The sequence below is a fragment of the Lutibacter litoralis genome, from assembly GCF_014646675.1.
GTDB classification, from domain to species: Bacteria; Bacteroidota; Bacteroidia; order Flavobacteriales; family Flavobacteriaceae; genus Lutibacter; species Lutibacter litoralis.
Window position 1 is genome coordinate 33,765 of sequence record NZ_BMNS01000003.1, and the last position, 16,823, is coordinate 50,587.

Genomic DNA, 16,823 nt, shown 5'->3' on the forward strand with positions numbered 1-16,823 from the left:
AATACGAAATTTGAAAAAGATTTTTATTCCATTACTGTTTTTAGTGGCAGTTTTAAAAACCGAAGCGCAGTCTTCGGTTTTTACAGTTGTAGATAGTTTGTTGATAAAAGGAAATTATCAGAAAGCACTAATTTTACTGGAAGAGACTAAAGACAAGAATCCACTTCTACTCGAAAAAACAGCAGATATTTACCAAACTATTGGCAATTATAATAAGGCAATAACTTCTTATTCCGAAGCCTTAGCAATTGAAGAAAAAAGTGAGCTTAAACTTAAATTAGCGAATGTGTATGCAACAATTGGCTATAAAAATAAAGCGATTGATTTATATGAAGACGTTTTTAAAAAAGATTCGTCCAATTTATTGGTAGCTAACAATTTAGGGAAGTTGTATTTAAGAGAATTGAAACCAAAGAGTGCAGAACAACTATTTAGGTATTTAAAGGTTCAAGATACTTTAAATCCAAATTATCCATATCAACTTGGTAAGGCCTTGGCTTTACAAAGAAAGAAGTTGCAAATGGGGCAAAGTTATATTGATGCTTTTGCAATAGACACATTGCATTTAAACAGTATTTATGAAGTCGCAAAATTTTTCAAAACCATAAATGTTCGAGATACTTCCAGAATATTTATTGAAAAAGGATTAAAAATAGACTCTACTAATATTAATTTCTTGCAATTAAAAACAAATGATCAGTATTTTGAAAAAGAATTTGAAGAGGCACTCGTAACCCTAAAAAAGTTAGAAGCATTAAAATTTAGATCTATAAATACCTACGAAATGTTTGGGATGAGTTATTTTAACTTAGAGAAAAATGACTCAGCAGAAATCTATTTTAAAAAGGCTTTAAAAATGGATAGAAAAAATCCAAAAATACTATATAGACTTGCAACACTTGAATACCATAGAGAAAATTTTAAATTGGCCAGACTTCTAGCTATGCAATCTATTATGTATAGTAAACCAGACCACGATAAACAATATATGTTATTGGGAATTATGGCAAAAAATGAGTTTGATTATAAGTCTGCTGTCAATTATTTTGATGAAGCTGTTAAAAATAATGTTAATAATGTAGATGCCCTTTTTGAATTAGCTTTTGCAGCAGATTCTTATTATGAAGATAAAAAAATGGCACTTAGGTATTATGAACGATTTATGGAAAGATTTGAAAGCAAAAGTCCAAAATTAAGTAAATACGCAAGTGAAAGGATTAAACAACTAAGAAAACAACTCTTTATTGAAGGTGTTATTGTAGACTAAATCAAAAAGTTGTATTTTCACATTGTGAATTAAATAATAATTTTGAAACAGTTTTTTATAACAATTTTTAGTGCTTTTTTGCTTTTATCGTGTTCTTATTTTGAAAAAAATTATAAGAAAGAGGAAATACAAGTAGTTGATACTATTGTAGATTTTAATTTTATAGATAGTTTTCCATTATTTCCTACCTGTGATAGTATTCCTTCTGAAGAAAAACAAAAAATATGTTCTCAAATTAAACTATCCGAACATATTTATGCTTCTTTGGTAACGCATAAATTTATTACAAAAAATAGTGTAAACGATACCATCTTAGTGAAATTAGAAGTGGCTAAAAGCGGAGAAGTTTCGCTTGTTACTATAGAATCTTCTAAATTTATTCAAAAGGAAATACCTAAATTAGATAGTTTAATAACTGATGGAATTAAAAAATTACCAAAATTAAGACCTGGAATTAAACGTGGAATACCTGTAAAAACTGAGTTTAGCTTACCAATAATTTTGAAGAATTAGTGATTTTTGACTTATTCTGATCAGAAATCTTCCATTTCAGAATCAAATAATACTATAAATGTGAATAAAATAGTGAGACCCTGAATTAAATTCAGGGTGATGTGACGTAATATCAATTTGATAATAGATAACGAAGCAACCTACTCATTCAGCAGTTGCCATAAATTATCTTTTAATTCGGATAACCCTTGATGGGCAATAGACGAGATAAATAGCGTCTTAATTCCTTCTGGTAGTTCTTTTTTAATTTCTTCTTTTAATTCATCATCAAGCATATCAGATTTTGAAATAGCAAGTAATCTATTTTTATCTAACAATTCTGGATTGTGTTGTTTTAACTCATTTAAAAGAATTTTGTATTCTTTTTTAATATCATCAGAATCTGCTGGAATTAAGAATAATAAGATGGAATTTCGTTCGATATGACGTAAAAAACGATGTCCTAAACCTTTTCCTTCTGCAGCACCTTCAATAATTCCAGGAATATCAGCAATTACGAACGTCTGAAAATCGCGGTATTGTACAATTCCTAAATTAGGTTTTAAGGTTGTAAAAGCATAATCGGCAATTTTTGGTTTAGCCGCTGTTAAAACAGATAATAAAGTAGACTTTCCGGCATTTGGAAAACCAACTAAACCAACATCAGCTAATAATTTTAATTCTAATTGAAACCAGTTCTCTTTTCCATCTATACCAGGCTGAGCATATCTTGGAGTTTGATTTGTAGAAGATCTAAAATTCCAGTTTCCAAGTCCACCCATTCCACCTTCTAGTAAAATTTGTTCAGTATTATCTTTAGTAATTTCAAAAAGTACTTCTTGAGTTTCGGAATCTCTAATAATTGTTCCTAAAGGAACTTCAATATAAACATCTTGACCGTCTTTTCCAGTACTTCTAGATTTTGCTCCGTGTCCACCGTGTTCGGCTCTAAAATGTTTGTTAAATTTTAAGTGAAAGAGTGTCCATAAATTTGGATTTGCTCTTACAATAATATGACCACCACGTCCGCCATCTCCACCATCTGGACCACCTTTGGTTATATATTTTTCTCTATGTAAGTGCGTAGAGCCACCACCACCTTTTCCAGAGCTAGCATATATTTTTAAATAGTCTACAAAATTTCCTTCAGTCATTTTTTTCTTTTTTGTCATTCCTGCGGATGCAGGAATCTCTCTTTATATCTTATCAAAAACGTCGCTTAAACGTTTTGTAATTTCATTAATATCCCCTACACCATTTACACCAAAATACTTGTTTTGGTTTTGGTAATATTCTTTTAAAACAGCAGTTTTTGTTTTATATTCATTAAATCTATTTCTAATTTTTGCCTCATTTTGGTCATCAGGCCTTCCACTTGTTTTTCCACGATTTAAAATACGTTGCACCAATAAGTCTTCTGCAACTTCTAAAGCTACCATACCACTAATGGCTTCACCTTTTTCTAACAAATACTGGTCTAAAGCTTTTGCTTGGGATTCTGTGCGTGGAAATCCATCAAAAATAAATCCATTAGCATCGGGATTTTTTTCAATTTCAGTTTTCAACATTTTTATTGTAACATCATCTGGTACTAAGTCACCACCATCCATAAAGGTTCTGGCCAAAATCCCAAGTTCAGTTTCATTTTTAATGTTGTCTCTAAAGACATCACCTGTAGAAATATGAACAAGTCCGTATTTTTCTTTTAAGAAAGTTGCTTGTGTACCTTTTCCTGCTCCAGGAGGTCCAAATAAAACAATGTTTGTCATAGTAGGTTTAGATGTTAGTTGATAAATATCTGCAAAATTTCTACCTATTCCGTCATAATCTAATCCGTAACCTACAATAAATTTATCTGGAATTGAAATACCAATATAATCTATATGTAATGCTTTTTTAAACACATCTGGTTTAAAAAATAAAGTAGCAATTTTAAGTTGTTTTAATTTTTTGTCTTTAAAAATGGCATATATTTCTTGAAGTGTATTACCAGTATCAATAATATCTTCTAAAATTACAACGGTTCTGCCTTCTAAATCTTCATTAACACCAACTAACTGTTTAATTTTTCCAGTAGAGTTTGTGCCTTGGTAAGAAGCTAATTTTACAAAGGATACTTCGCAATCTCCATTGTATTGTCTTACAAAATCTGCGACAAACATAAAACATCCGTTCAATATTCCTAAAAATATTGGAGTTTCATCTTTACAATCGTTATAGACTTGTTGTACAATAGAATTTATCGCCTCTTGTATTTGTTCTTCGGAAATATAAGATTTAAAATACTTATCGTGTAATTTAATAATGCTCATTTTTATGCTTTGTTACAAATTTAATAATCAATATAGAATAATTGGTTTATTTAAAGATTTATTTGCTAATTTGAAATACAAAAACCGTTTTGAAAATTCAAAACGGTTTTTGTCTAATTTAATTAGTTAAATTCTATTATTTTTTTGAATCCATTTTTTTAACTGTATCATACATTATAGGTGATGCTATGAATAAAGAAGAGTAGGTACCTACCATTACACCAACAATTAATGCAAACATAAATCCTTTAATAGAGTCACCACCAAATAAGAAGATTGCCAATAAAACAACCAATGTTGTTAATGAAGTATTAATTGTTCTTCCTAATGTACTGCTTAATGCTTTATCAACTACTTCAGAGAATTTCCAAGAAGTATGTATACCTGCAAATTCACGAATTCTATCAAAAATTACTACGGTATCGTTTAATGAATAACCAACAACTGTAAGTATGGCGGCAATAAATGATTGCCCAATTTCCATATCAAATGGTAATAAGTTATGGAAGACAGAGAAAATTGCTAATACAATTAATACATCATGAAAAACAGCTGCTACAGCACCTAAACTATATTGCCATTTTCTAAATCTAAATAAAATATATAAAAATGTAATTAGTAATGAACCTAAAATAGCCCAACCTGCTGCAGTTTTAATATCATCTGCAATAGTTGGTTCTACTTTCATAGAGCTCATAATTCCAACTTTTCCAATTCCTTCGTAACCTGGTTTAAATTTTTCTAAGGTTAAACCTTCAGGTAAATAACTTTTTAATCCTGTAAATAATAAGCCTTGTACTTCATCATCAATTTCGCTACCTTCAATATCTATTTTATATTTAGTAGTAATTTTTAACTGACTGACTTCCCCGTAAGTTTTAACTTCAGGAGCACTGCCAAAAGCATCTTTTAAAGTTTCAGCAACATCAGTTGCATTTGTAGGTTTGTCAAATTTTACAACATAAGATCTTCCACCAATAAAATCTACACCGTAATTTAATCCGTTTGTAAGTAATGATGTAAGACCACCAATAATTACTATTCCTGAAATTACGTAAGCTATTTTTCTTTTTCTTAAGAATTCAATATCAATTCTTTTAAACCAATTTTTAGTGATACTTGTATTGAAAGTGAATGATTTTCCTTTAGCAGCATACCAGTCTATTAGTAAACGTGTAATGAAAATTGCTGTAAATAAAGAGGTTACAATACCTACCATTAATGTATAAGCAAATCCTTTTACAGGTCCTGTTCCAAATACATATAAAATAACACCTGTTAACATTGTTGTAATGTTGGCATCAATAATTGCAGATAACGCTCCTTTAAAACTAAAACCGTGACTAATAGAGGCTTTTAAACCTTTTCCTTTATTTAATTCTTCTTTAATTCTTTCAAAAATAATTACGTTTGCATCAACAGACATACCTATTGTTAAAATAATACCTGCAATACCTGGTAATGTTAGAACAGCTCCAAATGCAGTTAAAATTCCGAAGATGAACAAAATATTTACGGCCAAGGCAACATCGGCAAAAGCACCTGCTTTTCCGTAATAAAAAATCATCCAAAGTAATACAAGTAATAAAGCTAATCCAAATGAGCTCATACTACTGTCAATTGCTTTTTGACCTAATGATGGGCCAACAACTTCAGATTGAATAATATGTGCAGCAGCTGGTAATTTACCTGCTTTTAATACGTTTGCAATATCTTGTGCTTCTTCAACAGTCATACTTCCACCAGAAATAGAAGTTCTACCTGTTGTAATTGGTGTGTTTACAGATGGTGCTGTATATACATAGTCATCTAATACTACGGCAACAAATTGCCCAACATTTTCAGTTGTCATTTTACCCCAAAGTCTAGAGCCACCAGCATTCATAGTCATACTTACTTCAGGTTTTCCTGTTTGTCCGTATTCCTGACTAGCATCATCAATTACATCACCTTCTATAGGGGCAACATCTTCACGATTAGATTTTATTCCGTATAAGTATATTAAATCAACACTTTCTCCAGTTGCTGTTGCACTTGAAAAAGGTTTTGCATCCCATAAAAATTTAGCGTATTTCATTTCATTTGGAAGTAATGCTCTTACTTCTCTCATTGCTAAATAAGAATTTACTTTAGCAGTATCTAAAACCTTTGCAGTTCCAATTACAGAAGATACTTGGTTTTCACTTTGTGGAATACTAGGAGATAATACAGAAAATAAATTGTTGACTGGTTTTGCAGCTAAAGAATCAGAGACTTCACCTAACAAATCTTCTAGATCATCTTTTGCAGTAGTAGTATCTATTTCAGTATCTACTTTTAATAAGTTTTCAACTACAGAATTTGCTTGAAAAAAGAAATTTGCAGTTTCTTGGTTAGAATATACTTCCCAGAATTGTAATTCTGCAGTACTTTGTAATAATTTTTTTACACGGTCAATATCTTTTGCGCCTGGTAATTCAATTAAAATACGACCAGAGTTTCCAATACGTTGAATGTTTGGTTGTGTAACTCCAAATTTATCGATACGACTTCTTAATACTTCAAAAGCAGTGTTTACAGAGCCAGTTACTTCAGCTTCAATAATTGGCATTACTTCTTCGTCTGAAAGTTTAAAATTAATTTTTTCTCGTAATGATTTATTACCAAAAATACTAGGATCACTTAAGTTAACACTTCCAGCACTTGCTTTTTCAAATTCATTAAAAAATAAATCTAAAAAACGTTTGTCACTACTTTTTTGTGCTATTGTTGCTTTCGCTAGTGCTTCATTAAAAACTGGATTTTTAGATTCATTAGATAAACCAATCAAAATATCTTTTACAGAAACTTGTAAAATAGCATTAATCCCCCCTTTAAGGTCTAATCCTAAATTTAACTCTTTGTCTTTAATGTCATTATAACTAAATTGGGCAAAACCTAAATCAATTACAGGTTTGTTTGCAACCGAGTCTAAAAAAACTCCTTCTAATCTTGCAATTTCTTTTCCGTCTTCAGATTTTGATTCTGCATACATTTTTGCTTTATCCTCAACACCATTTGTAAAGTAAGTAAATGATAATTGGTATAAACTTACTAATCCAAATAGAATAGCGAATAACTTTATAAGTCCTTTATTTTGCATTTTACATTAATTTGATAAAAATTCATTTGTTATAAACGTGCAAATATATAATTTCAAATAGAGACTAACAATACTTTTTTAGCTTTTTATACCCATAAATTAGCAGTTCTTAAAATATTACTATTCTGAATTCTGAATTTTATATATTTGTTTCGAAAAAACATAAGAGATGAAGCACTTAACAGATATTGAAATTGCCCAACAAAATAAAATTAAACATATTAAAGAAATTGCGACTAAACTTGGAATTGAAGAGGATGGTATTGAGATGTTTGGCAAATACAAGGCTAAATTACCGTTGTCGCTTATAGATGAAGAAAAAATTAAAAATAATAATTTAATTTTAGTAACAGCGATTACGCCAACACCTGCTGGAGAAGGAAAAACTACGGTTTCAATTGGTTTAACTGAAGGATTAAATAAAATTGGTAACCAAGCTACTGTTGTTTTACGAGAACCATCTTTAGGACCAGTTTTTGGAATAAAAGGCGGGGCAGCCGGAGGAGGATATTCTCAAGTAATTCCAATGGAAGATATTAATTTACATTTTACAGGAGATTTTAATGCAGTTGAAAAGGCTAATAATTTACTATCAGCATTAATTGATAACAATTTACAAAGCAGCTGCTGTAAATTAAATTTAGATCCAAGAACAATTCTTTGGAAACGAGTAATGGATATGAATGATAGATCCTTACGTAATATTGTTATTGGTTTAGGAGGAACTGCAAACGGCGTTCCAAGAGAAGATGGTTTTGATATTACACCTGCTTCTGAAGTTATGGCGATACTTTGTATGGCTAATGATTTTGAAGATTTAAAAAAACGTTTAGGAGATATATTTATTGGTTTCACATATGATAAACAGCCCATTTTTGCACGTGATTTAAAAGCTGAAAACGCAATGGCTATTTTATTAAAACACGCAATAAGACCAAATTTAGTACAAACTTTAGAAGGAAATCCTGCAATTATCCATGGTGGTCCTTTTGCAAATATTGCCCAAGGAACCAATTCAATTATTGCTACAAAAATGGGGCTTTCATTGTCTAATTATGTAATTACAGAAGCAGGTTTCGGAGCTGATTTAGGTGCTGAAAAGTTTTTAAATATTAAATGCCAATCTGCTGGTTTAAGTCCTAAAGCGGTTGTTTTGGTTGCTACAATTAGAGCTTTGCGTCATCACGGTGGTGCTAAAAAAGATCAATACAATACTCCAAGTTTAGATTTTGTAAAACAAGGTTTCTGCAATTTAGAAAAACATATAGAGAATATTAGAAAATTCAATATAGAGCCTGTAGTAGCTATAAATGCATTTTCAAATGATTCTTATGAAGAAATTGAGTTTATTATAGAAAAGTGTGAAGAGCTAGGTGTTCAAGCGGTTGTTTCTGAAGGATGGGCAAAAGGAGGAAAGGGAACTATAAAATTGGCAAAGGCTGTTGTTAAAGTAGTGGAGTCTAATAAGTCAAGTTTTAAACCCTTGTATGATTGGAATTCTCCAGTTAAAGAAAAAATTGAAAAAATTGCTAAAGAGATTTATGGAGCTGCTATTGTTGATTTTGATAAAAAAGCAAAACTAAATTTAAAAAGAATTGAAAGATTAGGTTTTAGCGATTTTGCAATTTGCATGGCAAAAACACAAAAATCTTTTTCTGATAATGAATTCCTAGTAGGGAGACCAGAAAATTTTACAGTTACTGTACGTGAAATTGAAATAGCAGCTGGTGCAAAATTTATTATTCCAATATTGGGATCTATGATGCGTATGCCGGGATTGCCTGGAACGCCAGCATCAGAAAATATGACGATTGATAATAATGGTGTTATTTCTGGATTGTCATAAATAAAAATAATATGGAAAATAAAATTAACTATATAGAGTTTAAAACGAATAATATTGAGATAATAAAAAAGTTTTATTCTAATTGTTTCAATTGGGTATTTAATGATTACGGATCAATTTATACCGCGTTTTCTGAAAGTGGGTTGAAAGGAGGTTTTGAGCTTACTGAAAATGAAATTGTAAATGGAGCATTGGTGGTTTTATACCACAGCAACCTCGAGTTAATTAAGAAGAAAATAATAGTATCTGGCGGTAAAATTTCAAAGGATATCTTTTCTTTTCCTGGAGGAGAAAGGTTTCATTTTTTAGATCCATCTGGCAATGAGTTAGCGGTTTGGTCAGATAAATAAATATGTTGGATTTTTTGTAAAAAAATACTCCTCAAATTAATATTTGAGGAGTATTTAAATAATAAGTTTAAACTGTGTTTAGTCTAATAAAGCATTTGTAGCTTTTACACCAACTGCACTTTCTTGAATTTTAGCAAGTTCAGCTTCTGATAATTCAATTTCTACAATTTTTTCAATTCCGTTTTTACCAATAATACATGGTACACCAATTGAAATATCATTTAAACCGTATTCACCTTCTAATAGAGCAGAACAAGGGAACATTTTTTTAGAGTCTAAAGCAATAGCTTGCACCATTGCAGAAACTGCTGCACCTGGCGCATACCAAGCACTTGTTCCTAATAATTTTGTTAAAGTAGCTCCACCAACTTTGGTAGCTTCAACAACTTCTTGCATTCTTTCTTCTGATAAAAACTCAGAAACTTTAACGCTGTTTCTAACAGCCTTTCCAATTAATGGAACCATTCCAGTGTCACTATGTCCACCAATTACCATTCCGTCAACATCAGACGCTGGGCAACCTAAAGCTTCTGCTAAACGGAATTTAAAACGAGCACTATCTAAAGCTCCACCCATACCAATAATTCTGTTTTTTGGTAATCCTGTAGCTTTGTGTGCTAAATATGCCATAGTATCCATTGGGTTACTTACAACAATAATAATAACGTTAGGCGAATGTTTAATTAAATTTTCTGATACTGATTTTACAATACCTGCATTAATTCCAATTAATTCTTCACGAGTCATTCCTGGTTTTCTTGGAATTCCACTTGTAATAACGGCAACATCACTTCCTGCTGTTGCAGCATAATTGTTTGTTACACCTGTAATTTTTGTGTCAAAACCATTTAATGAAGCACATTGCATTAAATCCATTGCTTTACCTTCGGCAAAACCTTCTTTAATGTCGATTAATGTTACTTCAGATGCAAAATCTTTAATAGCTATGTACTCAGCGCAACTTGCACCTACAGCACCAGCTCCTACTACTGTTACTTTCATATTTTTATTATTGTGTTAATATTCATTTAAAACGTATCAAAAATACTAATTTTAAATTTAAAGATTAATGAGTTTTAAGTTAATTTACGAAATCGATATTGTTGATTTTTATTATGAATTTTTGCGATAATCATAAAAAAAGGCTGCTATTTTAGCAGCCTTTTGCATATTTTGAAATAAAATGTCTTATGCGTCAATATTTGCATATTTTGCATTTTTCTCTATAAAAGCTCTACGTGGAGGAACTTCATCGCCCATTAGCATAGAAAATACTCTGTCTGCTTCTGTTAAGTTTTCTATTGTAACTTGACGTAAGGTTCTAAATTCAGGATTCATTGTGGTATCCCAAAGTTGTGTAGCATTCATCTCCCCAAGACCTTTGTATCGCTGAATGTTAACACTTCCTCCCATATTATGTGCAATTAAATCACGTTGGTCATCATTCCAAGCATATTCTCTTTTTTGTCCTTTTTTAACCAAATATAGAGGTGGAGTGGCTATAAAAATATGTCCGTTTTCAATTAACTCTTTCATGTATCTAAAGAAGAAAGTAAGAATTAATGTAGCAATGTGACTACCATCTACATCGGCATCACACATAATAACTATTTTGTTATAACGCAGTTTTTCTAGGTTTAAAGCTCTTGGATCTTCTTCTGTACCTATTGAAACTCCTAAGGCAGTGTACATGTTTTTTATTTCTTCATTTTCAAAAACTTTATGTTGCATTGCTTTTTCAACATTTAAAATTTTACCACGTAATGGTAAAATTGCTTGAAAAGCTCTGTCTCTACCTTGTTTTGCTGTTCCACCCGCCGAATCTCCCTCAACAAGAAATATTTCACATAATTCTGGATCAGTTTCAGAACAGTCACTTAATTTACCAGGTAAACCACCAATAGACATTACAGTTTTACGTTGCACCATTTCACGTGCTTTACGTGCTGCGTGGCGTGCAGTTGCAGCTAATATTACTTTTTGAACAATAATTTTAGCATCATTTGGATTTTCCTCTAAATAATCAGTCAGCATTTCTGAAACAGCTTGACTAACTGCAGCAGTAACTTCACGGTTACCTAATTTTGTTTTTGTTTGTCCTTCAAATTGAGGTTCTGCAACTTTAACTGAAACTATAGCTGTTAATCCTTCACGAAAATCATCTCCAGCAATTTCAAATTTAAGATTTTTAAGCATCCCAGACTCATCAGCATACTTTTTTAATGTAGCCGTTAGTCCACGTCTAAAACCAGATAAATGTGTTCCACCTTCGTGGGTATTAATGTTATTTACATATGAATGCAAGTTTTCAGCATAAGAAGTATTATAAGTCATTGCTACTTCAACGGGAACCCCGTTTTTCTCACCTTCCATTGAAATTACATTCGTAATTAATTGCTCACGTGTGGCATCTAAATATTTGATAAATTCTGGTAATCCTTCATCACTATGAAAAGTTTCAGTAGGAATATTACCTTCATCATCTGTGGTTCTTTCGTCTGTTAAAGTTAAGGTAACACCTTTGTTTAAAAAAGAAAGTTCACGTAAGCGTGTTGCTAGTGTATCGTAATTAAATTCAATTGTTTGTGTAAAAATTGAAGTGTCAGGTAAAAAAGTAACCATAGTTCCTTTATCATCCGTATCTCCAATTGGTTTTGCAGGATATAATGCTTTACCTTTAGAATATTCTTGCTCCCAAATTTTACCATCTAAATAAACCGTAGCTTTTAAATGTTGAGACAATGCATTTACTACTGAAACACCAACACCGTGTAAACCACCAGAAACTTTATAAGAATCTTTGTCGAATTTACCACCAGCTCCAATTTTAGTCATTACAACTTCTAAAGCAGAAACTCCTTCTTTTTTATGCATCCCTACAGGAATACCACGTCCATTATCTTTTACAGATAAAGAACCGTCCTTATTTATTATAACATTTATAGTGTCACAATGTCCAGCCATTGCTTCATCAATAGAATTGTCAACTACTTCATACACTAAATGGTGTAATCCTCTAATTCCAACATCTCCAATGTACATAGACGGACGCATACGCACATGTTCCATTCCTTCTAATGCTTGAATACTATCCGCAGAATATTGATTTTTTTTTATTTCGTCACTCATAATTTATAAGATATGTTTTTTAATAAAAAATTTAACAAACAAATATAAGCATTCAAACAATGTTTTTTTACTTCTTTTAAGGGGTTTGATACTTAAGTTATTAACAATTAAAGATTGTTAAAAGTTGCTTAAATAGCTTTAAATAGCTTTAAATCGGATGTAATTAGTTTTTTTACTAAAATCTGAATTTAAAATTCAAAAATGCCTTAAATCGTTTTATTTTGAGTGATAATTAACAATGGTTTTAGTGTTTTCATTAAGTTTTATATTTTAAAAAGTAGATTTTAAGTAAACCTTTTTAAAATAAAATCAATTTTTTGTTGAGAAAAAATGAAATAATATTATCATATCTATTTATAATAATATTATTTTTGCGGATGCAACATAAGGTACTTATTTTAGATTTCGGTTCGCAATACACGCAGTTGATTGCCCGTAGAGTTAGAGAATTAAACATTTTTTGTGAAATTTTTCCATATAACAGTAAAAGTTTTAATGTAGAAGATTACAGTGCTGTAATTCTTTCTGGAAGTCCTTTTTCTGTTAGAGCTGAAAATGCACCACATCCAAATTTATCTCAAATAAAGGGAAAATTACCTTTATTAGGTATTTGTTTTGGTGCACAATATTTAGCTCATAATTTTGGAGGAGAAGTAGGAGCTTCAAATACGAGAGAGTATGGAAGGGCAAACCTATCATTTATTAAAGGTGAAGAATTGTTTTTTGAAGGTGTTTCTGAAGGAAGTCAGGTTTGGATGAGTCATAGCGATACTATTTTAGATTTACCAGAAAGTTATGAGTTAATTGCTAGCACACACGATGTGAAAAATGCAGCTTTTAAAATTAAGGATGAAAATACTTACGGAATTCAGTTTCATCCAGAAGTGTATCATTCTTCAGACGGTTTAACTATTTTAAAGAATTTCTTAGTGAATATTGCAGGAGTTGCTCAAACTTGGACACCTGATTCTTTTGTTGAAACGACCGTAGCTGAGCTTAAAGAAAAATTAGGCAACGATAAAGTAGTTTTAGGTCTTTCAGGAGGTGTAGATTCTACAGTTGCAGCAACATTAATATCAAAAGCTATTGGTAAAAACTTGTACTGTATTTTTGTAAATAATGGTTTATTACGTAAAAATGAATTTGAAAACGTATTAGATCAGTACAAGCACATGGGTTTAAATGTAAAAGGTGTAGATGCTTCGGCACGTTTTTTGAAAGAACTGGCTGGAGAAAGTGACCCTGAAGGAAAACGTAAAATTATTGGTCGTGTTTTTATTGAAACTTTTGATGATGAAGCACACGAAATAAAAGATGTAAGTTGGTTAGCTCAAGGAACTATTTATCCAGATGTTATAGAATCAGTTTCTGCAACTGGAGGACCTTCAGCAACTATTAAATCGCATCACAATGTGGGTGGATTACCCGATTTTATGAAATTAAAAATAGTTGAACCCTTAAATACATTATTTAAAGATGAAGTCAGAAGAGTTGGTAAATCAATGGGAATTGATGCTGAATTATTAGGAAGACATCCGTTTCCAGGCCCAGGATTAGGAATCAGAATTTTAGGAGATATTACTCCTGAAAAAGTAAGAATTCTACAAGAAGTAGATGCTATTTTTGTACAAGGTCTAAAAGATGCAGGGTTGTACGATAAAGTTTGGCAGGCAGGAGCAATGTTATTGCCAGTAAATTCTGTAGGAGTTATGGGAGATGAAAGAACCTACGAAAAAGCTGTAGTATTAAGAGCGGTAGAATCTACAGATGGAATGACTGCAGATTGGGTTAATTTGCCGTATGAATTTCTACAAAAAACATCAAATAAAATAATAAATAGTGTAAAAGGCGTTAATAGAGTAGTGTACGATATTAGTTCTAAACCACCAGCAACTATAGAGTGGGAATAAATTTGCACACTTAATTTTATTCTATTTTGAAAAAAATAAATTAATGAAAAAAATCAAGTTTTTAATATCAATTTTAGCGTTTTGTGCATTTACAATGGTTGCACAACAAAAAAAATATGTTTCCTATACTGTTAAAAAAGGGGAAACAATGAAGACTATTGCAAAAGATTACGATGTCTCCACAAGAGATTTGTTAAGATTAAATCCAGATATTGGTAGAAAACCAAAAGAGAATACAGTAATTATTGTTCCAAATAAAAATTATGGTAAACAAATTTCTAAAGTTAAAGAAACTGAAATTTATATTGTAAGACCAAAAGAAACACTTTTTGGAATTTCAAATAAACATAATATTACAATTGAAGAATTAAAAGAAGCAAATCCTGTATTAGAAAATGGATTAAAAATAGGAATGCACCTTAAGATTCCTGTATCTAAGACTGAAGAAAATGATTCAGAAAAATTTATTTTGCATACAGTAATAAAGGATGATACTGTTTATAATTTAACAAAAAAATATGAAGTTTCAGCGGAAAGTTTATATGCGTTAAATCCTACTTTAATTGATGGTTTAAAATTAGGAATGATTTTAAAAATTAAGCCAATTGCTATTCCTAATGCTAATGAAGAGGGGGAAGTAGAGACGGAAGCTGAAAATGAAGAAGGATTATTTGTTGAAGCTCTAAACTTCAAAAAATCAATTAATGTTGCAATAATGCTTCCTTATGAATTGCAGAAATATTCAGATTCAATTCCTGAAAAGGAATTGACTAAATGGAATTCAATTTTAAATATTGCTACAGATTTTCATATGGGAGCAAGTATGGCAATCGATTCTTTGCGTAGCAAAGGAATGACTGTTAATGTGCAATATTTTGATACTCAAGATTCTAATTATAAATTACAAACTATTGTAAATAATAGTGATTTTTCTGAAACAGACGTTATTATTGGTCCTTTATTTTATAAAAAAGCATATTGGCTTTCAAAACATGTGAATGTTCCCGTTATAGCGCCTATATATTCAAAAAGTCAAAATAGTTTGTCTGCAAGTAATTTAATAAAATCTGATGATGTTAGCGATACATTATTAGAAGAACACTTGCTTAACTATATGAAAGAGAATTATAAAGGAGAAAATATTCTTGTAATTAACGATAGTGAAGAGCAATCTCAAAGTAAATTATGGAGAATTGTAAATCATTTAAAATCTTTTGATTCGATACAAAACATAACAGTCTTAAAATCGGATAAAGGGTATATTGATAATGAAAAATTTGCAGGAAAGCTAATAAAAAATTCCGCTAACTGGGTATTTTTAATAAGTGATGAAATTGTAACAACTGCAGCCGCTGTAAACAATTTAAAAGTGTTTATGGAAGAGTTTAATATTACATTATTTACGACAGGTAAAGGAAAGAATTTTGATAAAATTGATAATAGCTTTTTAGGGCAGTTAAACTTTACATATCCAACAACAGACTTTGTAAATATGCAAGATTTAAGAGTAAAAAACTTTTATGCTAAATTTCGTTCTAAAAATTTTACATTGCCATCTAAATATGCAGTTAGAGGTTTTGATGTAACGTACGATATATTGTTGAGATTGGCTAGTGAAGACGGTATCGAGGATGCTTTACGAGCAGGTAAATCCTCTAGAATTTCAGCAATTTTTAATTATAATAAAAAACTATTTGGAAGTTTTGAAAATAACGGAGTTTATATTGTTCAATACAACAAAGAATTAGCTCCTGTAATTGTTGAGTAAAATTATAAAGCACTAAAAAAGGCTGTTTGAAAAGTGGAATTAATTTGTTTTAACACTTTCTAAACAGCCTTTTTTTTATTTTTAAGAGGCTTTTTAAATCTTTTTAAGTTGGTCTTTCATCATTTTAATTTGATCCGAAAGAACTCCTTGAGTATCTAATTTTTTAGCTTCATTTATAAGCATAGTAGCTTCTCTTTTTCTTCTTTTAGACATTGCAATACCACCTAATTGTAGTTTTGCCATTGCAATATCATGTTTCATATTTAAACCTAGGCTAATTGCTTTTTTAAAGTATTTTTCAGCTTGTGTTAAATTTGTTTGCGAAATCATAATGCCTTGTAAAAAGTTGTAATAACCCTCTTGTTTTTTTATTAAAGCACTACTTGGGTTTTTAATATAGGCAAGCCATTTACTTGCACCAGCAAAATTTTGTTTTCTTAACTGTAAAAAGGCTAATAAAATAAATTCATTTTTAAAATAAAACAATACAAATATACCTGCTAATAAAATTAATGAAATACCATTCATTATATTTCCATCAACAAACTGAAATACTGACCATACTACAATTGCTCCAGCAATTACTAATTTTATATACTTATTAAACATTATATTTTTATTTTTAAAT

The 16,823-nt window shown here is 30.5% G+C and carries 12 protein-coding genes; 6 read left to right on the top strand and 6 right to left on the bottom strand.

The window, feature by feature from the left end; all coding sequences use genetic code 11:
- Positions 1 to 10 precede the first annotated feature (10 nt).
- Together IEW75_RS05000 and IEW75_RS05005 are read left to right on the top strand one after the other, a co-directional pair.
- Positions 11 to 1,267: a tetratricopeptide repeat protein gene (locus tag IEW75_RS05000; RefSeq protein ID WP_134247639.1), complete on the top strand. Its 1,257-nt coding sequence runs from the start codon at positions 11 to 13 to the stop codon at positions 1,265 to 1,267.
- Positions 1,268 to 1,309: 42 nt separating this feature from the next.
- Positions 1,310 to 1,780, top strand: a complete 471-nt coding sequence (locus IEW75_RS05005) for a hypothetical protein (RefSeq protein WP_134247640.1) — start codon at positions 1,310 to 1,312, stop codon at positions 1,778 to 1,780.
- 140 nt (positions 1,781 to 1,920) lie between these two features.
- Here IEW75_RS05005 and obgE read toward each other — a convergent pair whose 3' ends face one another.
- The 3 genes from obgE to secDF form a co-directional block, all read right to left on the bottom strand.
- Entirely contained in the window at positions 1,921 to 2,913 is a 993-nt protein-coding gene (gene obgE / locus IEW75_RS05010) for a GTPase ObgE (RefSeq protein ID WP_134247641.1), read from the bottom strand.
- 42 nt (positions 2,914 to 2,955) lie between these two features.
- Entirely contained in the window at positions 2,956 to 4,071 is a 1,116-nt protein-coding gene (locus tag IEW75_RS05015; RefSeq protein WP_134247642.1) for an adenylate kinase, read from the bottom strand.
- A 136-nt stretch (positions 4,072 to 4,207) separates the two neighbouring features.
- Positions 4,208 to 7,192: a protein translocase subunit SecDF gene (gene secDF, locus IEW75_RS05020; RefSeq protein WP_134247643.1), complete on the bottom strand. Its 2,985-nt coding sequence runs from the start codon at positions 7,190 to 7,192 to the stop codon at positions 4,208 to 4,210.
- Between the two features lie 169 nt (positions 7,193 to 7,361).
- On the opposite strand from secDF, the gene IEW75_RS05025 reads away from it, so the two are divergent.
- Both IEW75_RS05025 and IEW75_RS05030 read left to right on the top strand, forming a co-directional pair.
- Positions 7,362 to 9,038: a formate--tetrahydrofolate ligase gene (locus IEW75_RS05025; protein WP_134247644.1), complete on the top strand. Its 1,677-nt coding sequence runs from the start codon at positions 7,362 to 7,364 to the stop codon at positions 9,036 to 9,038.
- Positions 9,039 to 9,049: 11 nt separating this feature from the next.
- On the top strand, positions 9,050 to 9,388 hold the full coding sequence (locus IEW75_RS05030) for a VOC family protein (RefSeq protein WP_134247645.1): 339 nt from the start codon (positions 9,050 to 9,052) through the stop codon (positions 9,386 to 9,388).
- 78 nt (positions 9,389 to 9,466) lie between these two features.
- Here the strand turns inward: IEW75_RS05030 and mdh are convergent, their stop codons facing one another.
- Complete coding sequence (gene mdh / locus IEW75_RS05035; protein WP_134247646.1) at positions 9,467 to 10,390, bottom strand: malate dehydrogenase; 924 nt, start codon at positions 10,388 to 10,390, stop codon at positions 9,467 to 9,469.
- A gap of 186 nt (positions 10,391 to 10,576) precedes the next feature.
- Entirely contained in the window at positions 10,577 to 12,517 is a 1,941-nt protein-coding gene (gene gyrB / locus IEW75_RS05040) for a DNA topoisomerase (ATP-hydrolyzing) subunit B (RefSeq protein ID WP_134247647.1), read from the bottom strand.
- A 377-nt stretch (positions 12,518 to 12,894) separates the two neighbouring features.
- Here gyrB and guaA point away from each other — a divergent pair, with 377 nt between their 5' ends.
- Entirely contained in the window at positions 12,895 to 14,427 is a 1,533-nt protein-coding gene (gene guaA, locus IEW75_RS05045; RefSeq protein ID WP_134247648.1) for a glutamine-hydrolyzing GMP synthase, read from the top strand.
- Positions 14,428 to 14,470: 43 nt separating this feature from the next.
- Positions 14,471 to 16,195 (top strand): LysM peptidoglycan-binding domain-containing protein, encoded by a 1,725-nt coding sequence (locus tag IEW75_RS05050; protein ID WP_134247649.1) that lies wholly within the window; start codon positions 14,471 to 14,473, stop codon positions 16,193 to 16,195.
- Positions 16,196 to 16,288: 93 nt separating this feature from the next.
- Here IEW75_RS05050 and IEW75_RS05055 read toward each other — a convergent pair whose 3' ends face one another.
- On the bottom strand, positions 16,289 to 16,804 hold the full coding sequence (locus tag IEW75_RS05055) for a DUF2892 domain-containing protein (protein ID WP_134247650.1): 516 nt from the start codon (positions 16,802 to 16,804) through the stop codon (positions 16,289 to 16,291).
- Positions 16,805 to 16,823: the final 19 nt, after the last annotated feature.

What these genes read in the sequence shown, in the direction of transcription:
- obgE (WP_134247641.1), bottom strand. Translation starts at nt 2,913, where the DNA reads ATGACTGAAGGAAATTTTGTAGACTATTTAAAAATATATGCTAGCTCT.
- IEW75_RS05015 (WP_134247642.1), bottom strand. Translation starts at nt 4,071, where the DNA reads ATGAGCATTATTAAATTACACGATAAGTATTTTAAATCTTATATTTCC.
- secDF (WP_134247643.1), bottom strand. Translation starts at nt 7,192, where the DNA reads ATGCAAAATAAAGGACTTATAAAGTTATTCGCTATTCTATTTGGATTA.
- IEW75_RS05025 (WP_134247644.1), top strand. Translation starts at nt 7,362, where the DNA reads ATGAAGCACTTAACAGATATTGAAATTGCCCAACAAAATAAAATTAAA.
- IEW75_RS05030 (WP_134247645.1), top strand. Translation starts at nt 9,050, where the DNA reads ATGGAAAATAAAATTAACTATATAGAGTTTAAAACGAATAATATTGAG.
- mdh (WP_134247646.1), bottom strand. Translation starts at nt 10,390, where the DNA reads ATGAAAGTAACAGTAGTAGGAGCTGGTGCTGTAGGTGCAAGTTGCGCT.
- gyrB (WP_134247647.1), bottom strand. Translation starts at nt 12,517, where the DNA reads ATGAGTGACGAAATAAAAAAAAATCAATATTCTGCGGATAGTATTCAA.
- guaA (WP_134247648.1), top strand. Translation starts at nt 12,895, where the DNA reads ATGCAACATAAGGTACTTATTTTAGATTTCGGTTCGCAATACACGCAG.
- IEW75_RS05050 (WP_134247649.1), top strand. Translation starts at nt 14,471, where the DNA reads ATGAAAAAAATCAAGTTTTTAATATCAATTTTAGCGTTTTGTGCATTT.
- IEW75_RS05055 (WP_134247650.1), bottom strand. Translation starts at nt 16,804, where the DNA reads ATGTTTAATAAGTATATAAAATTAGTAATTGCTGGAGCAATTGTAGTA.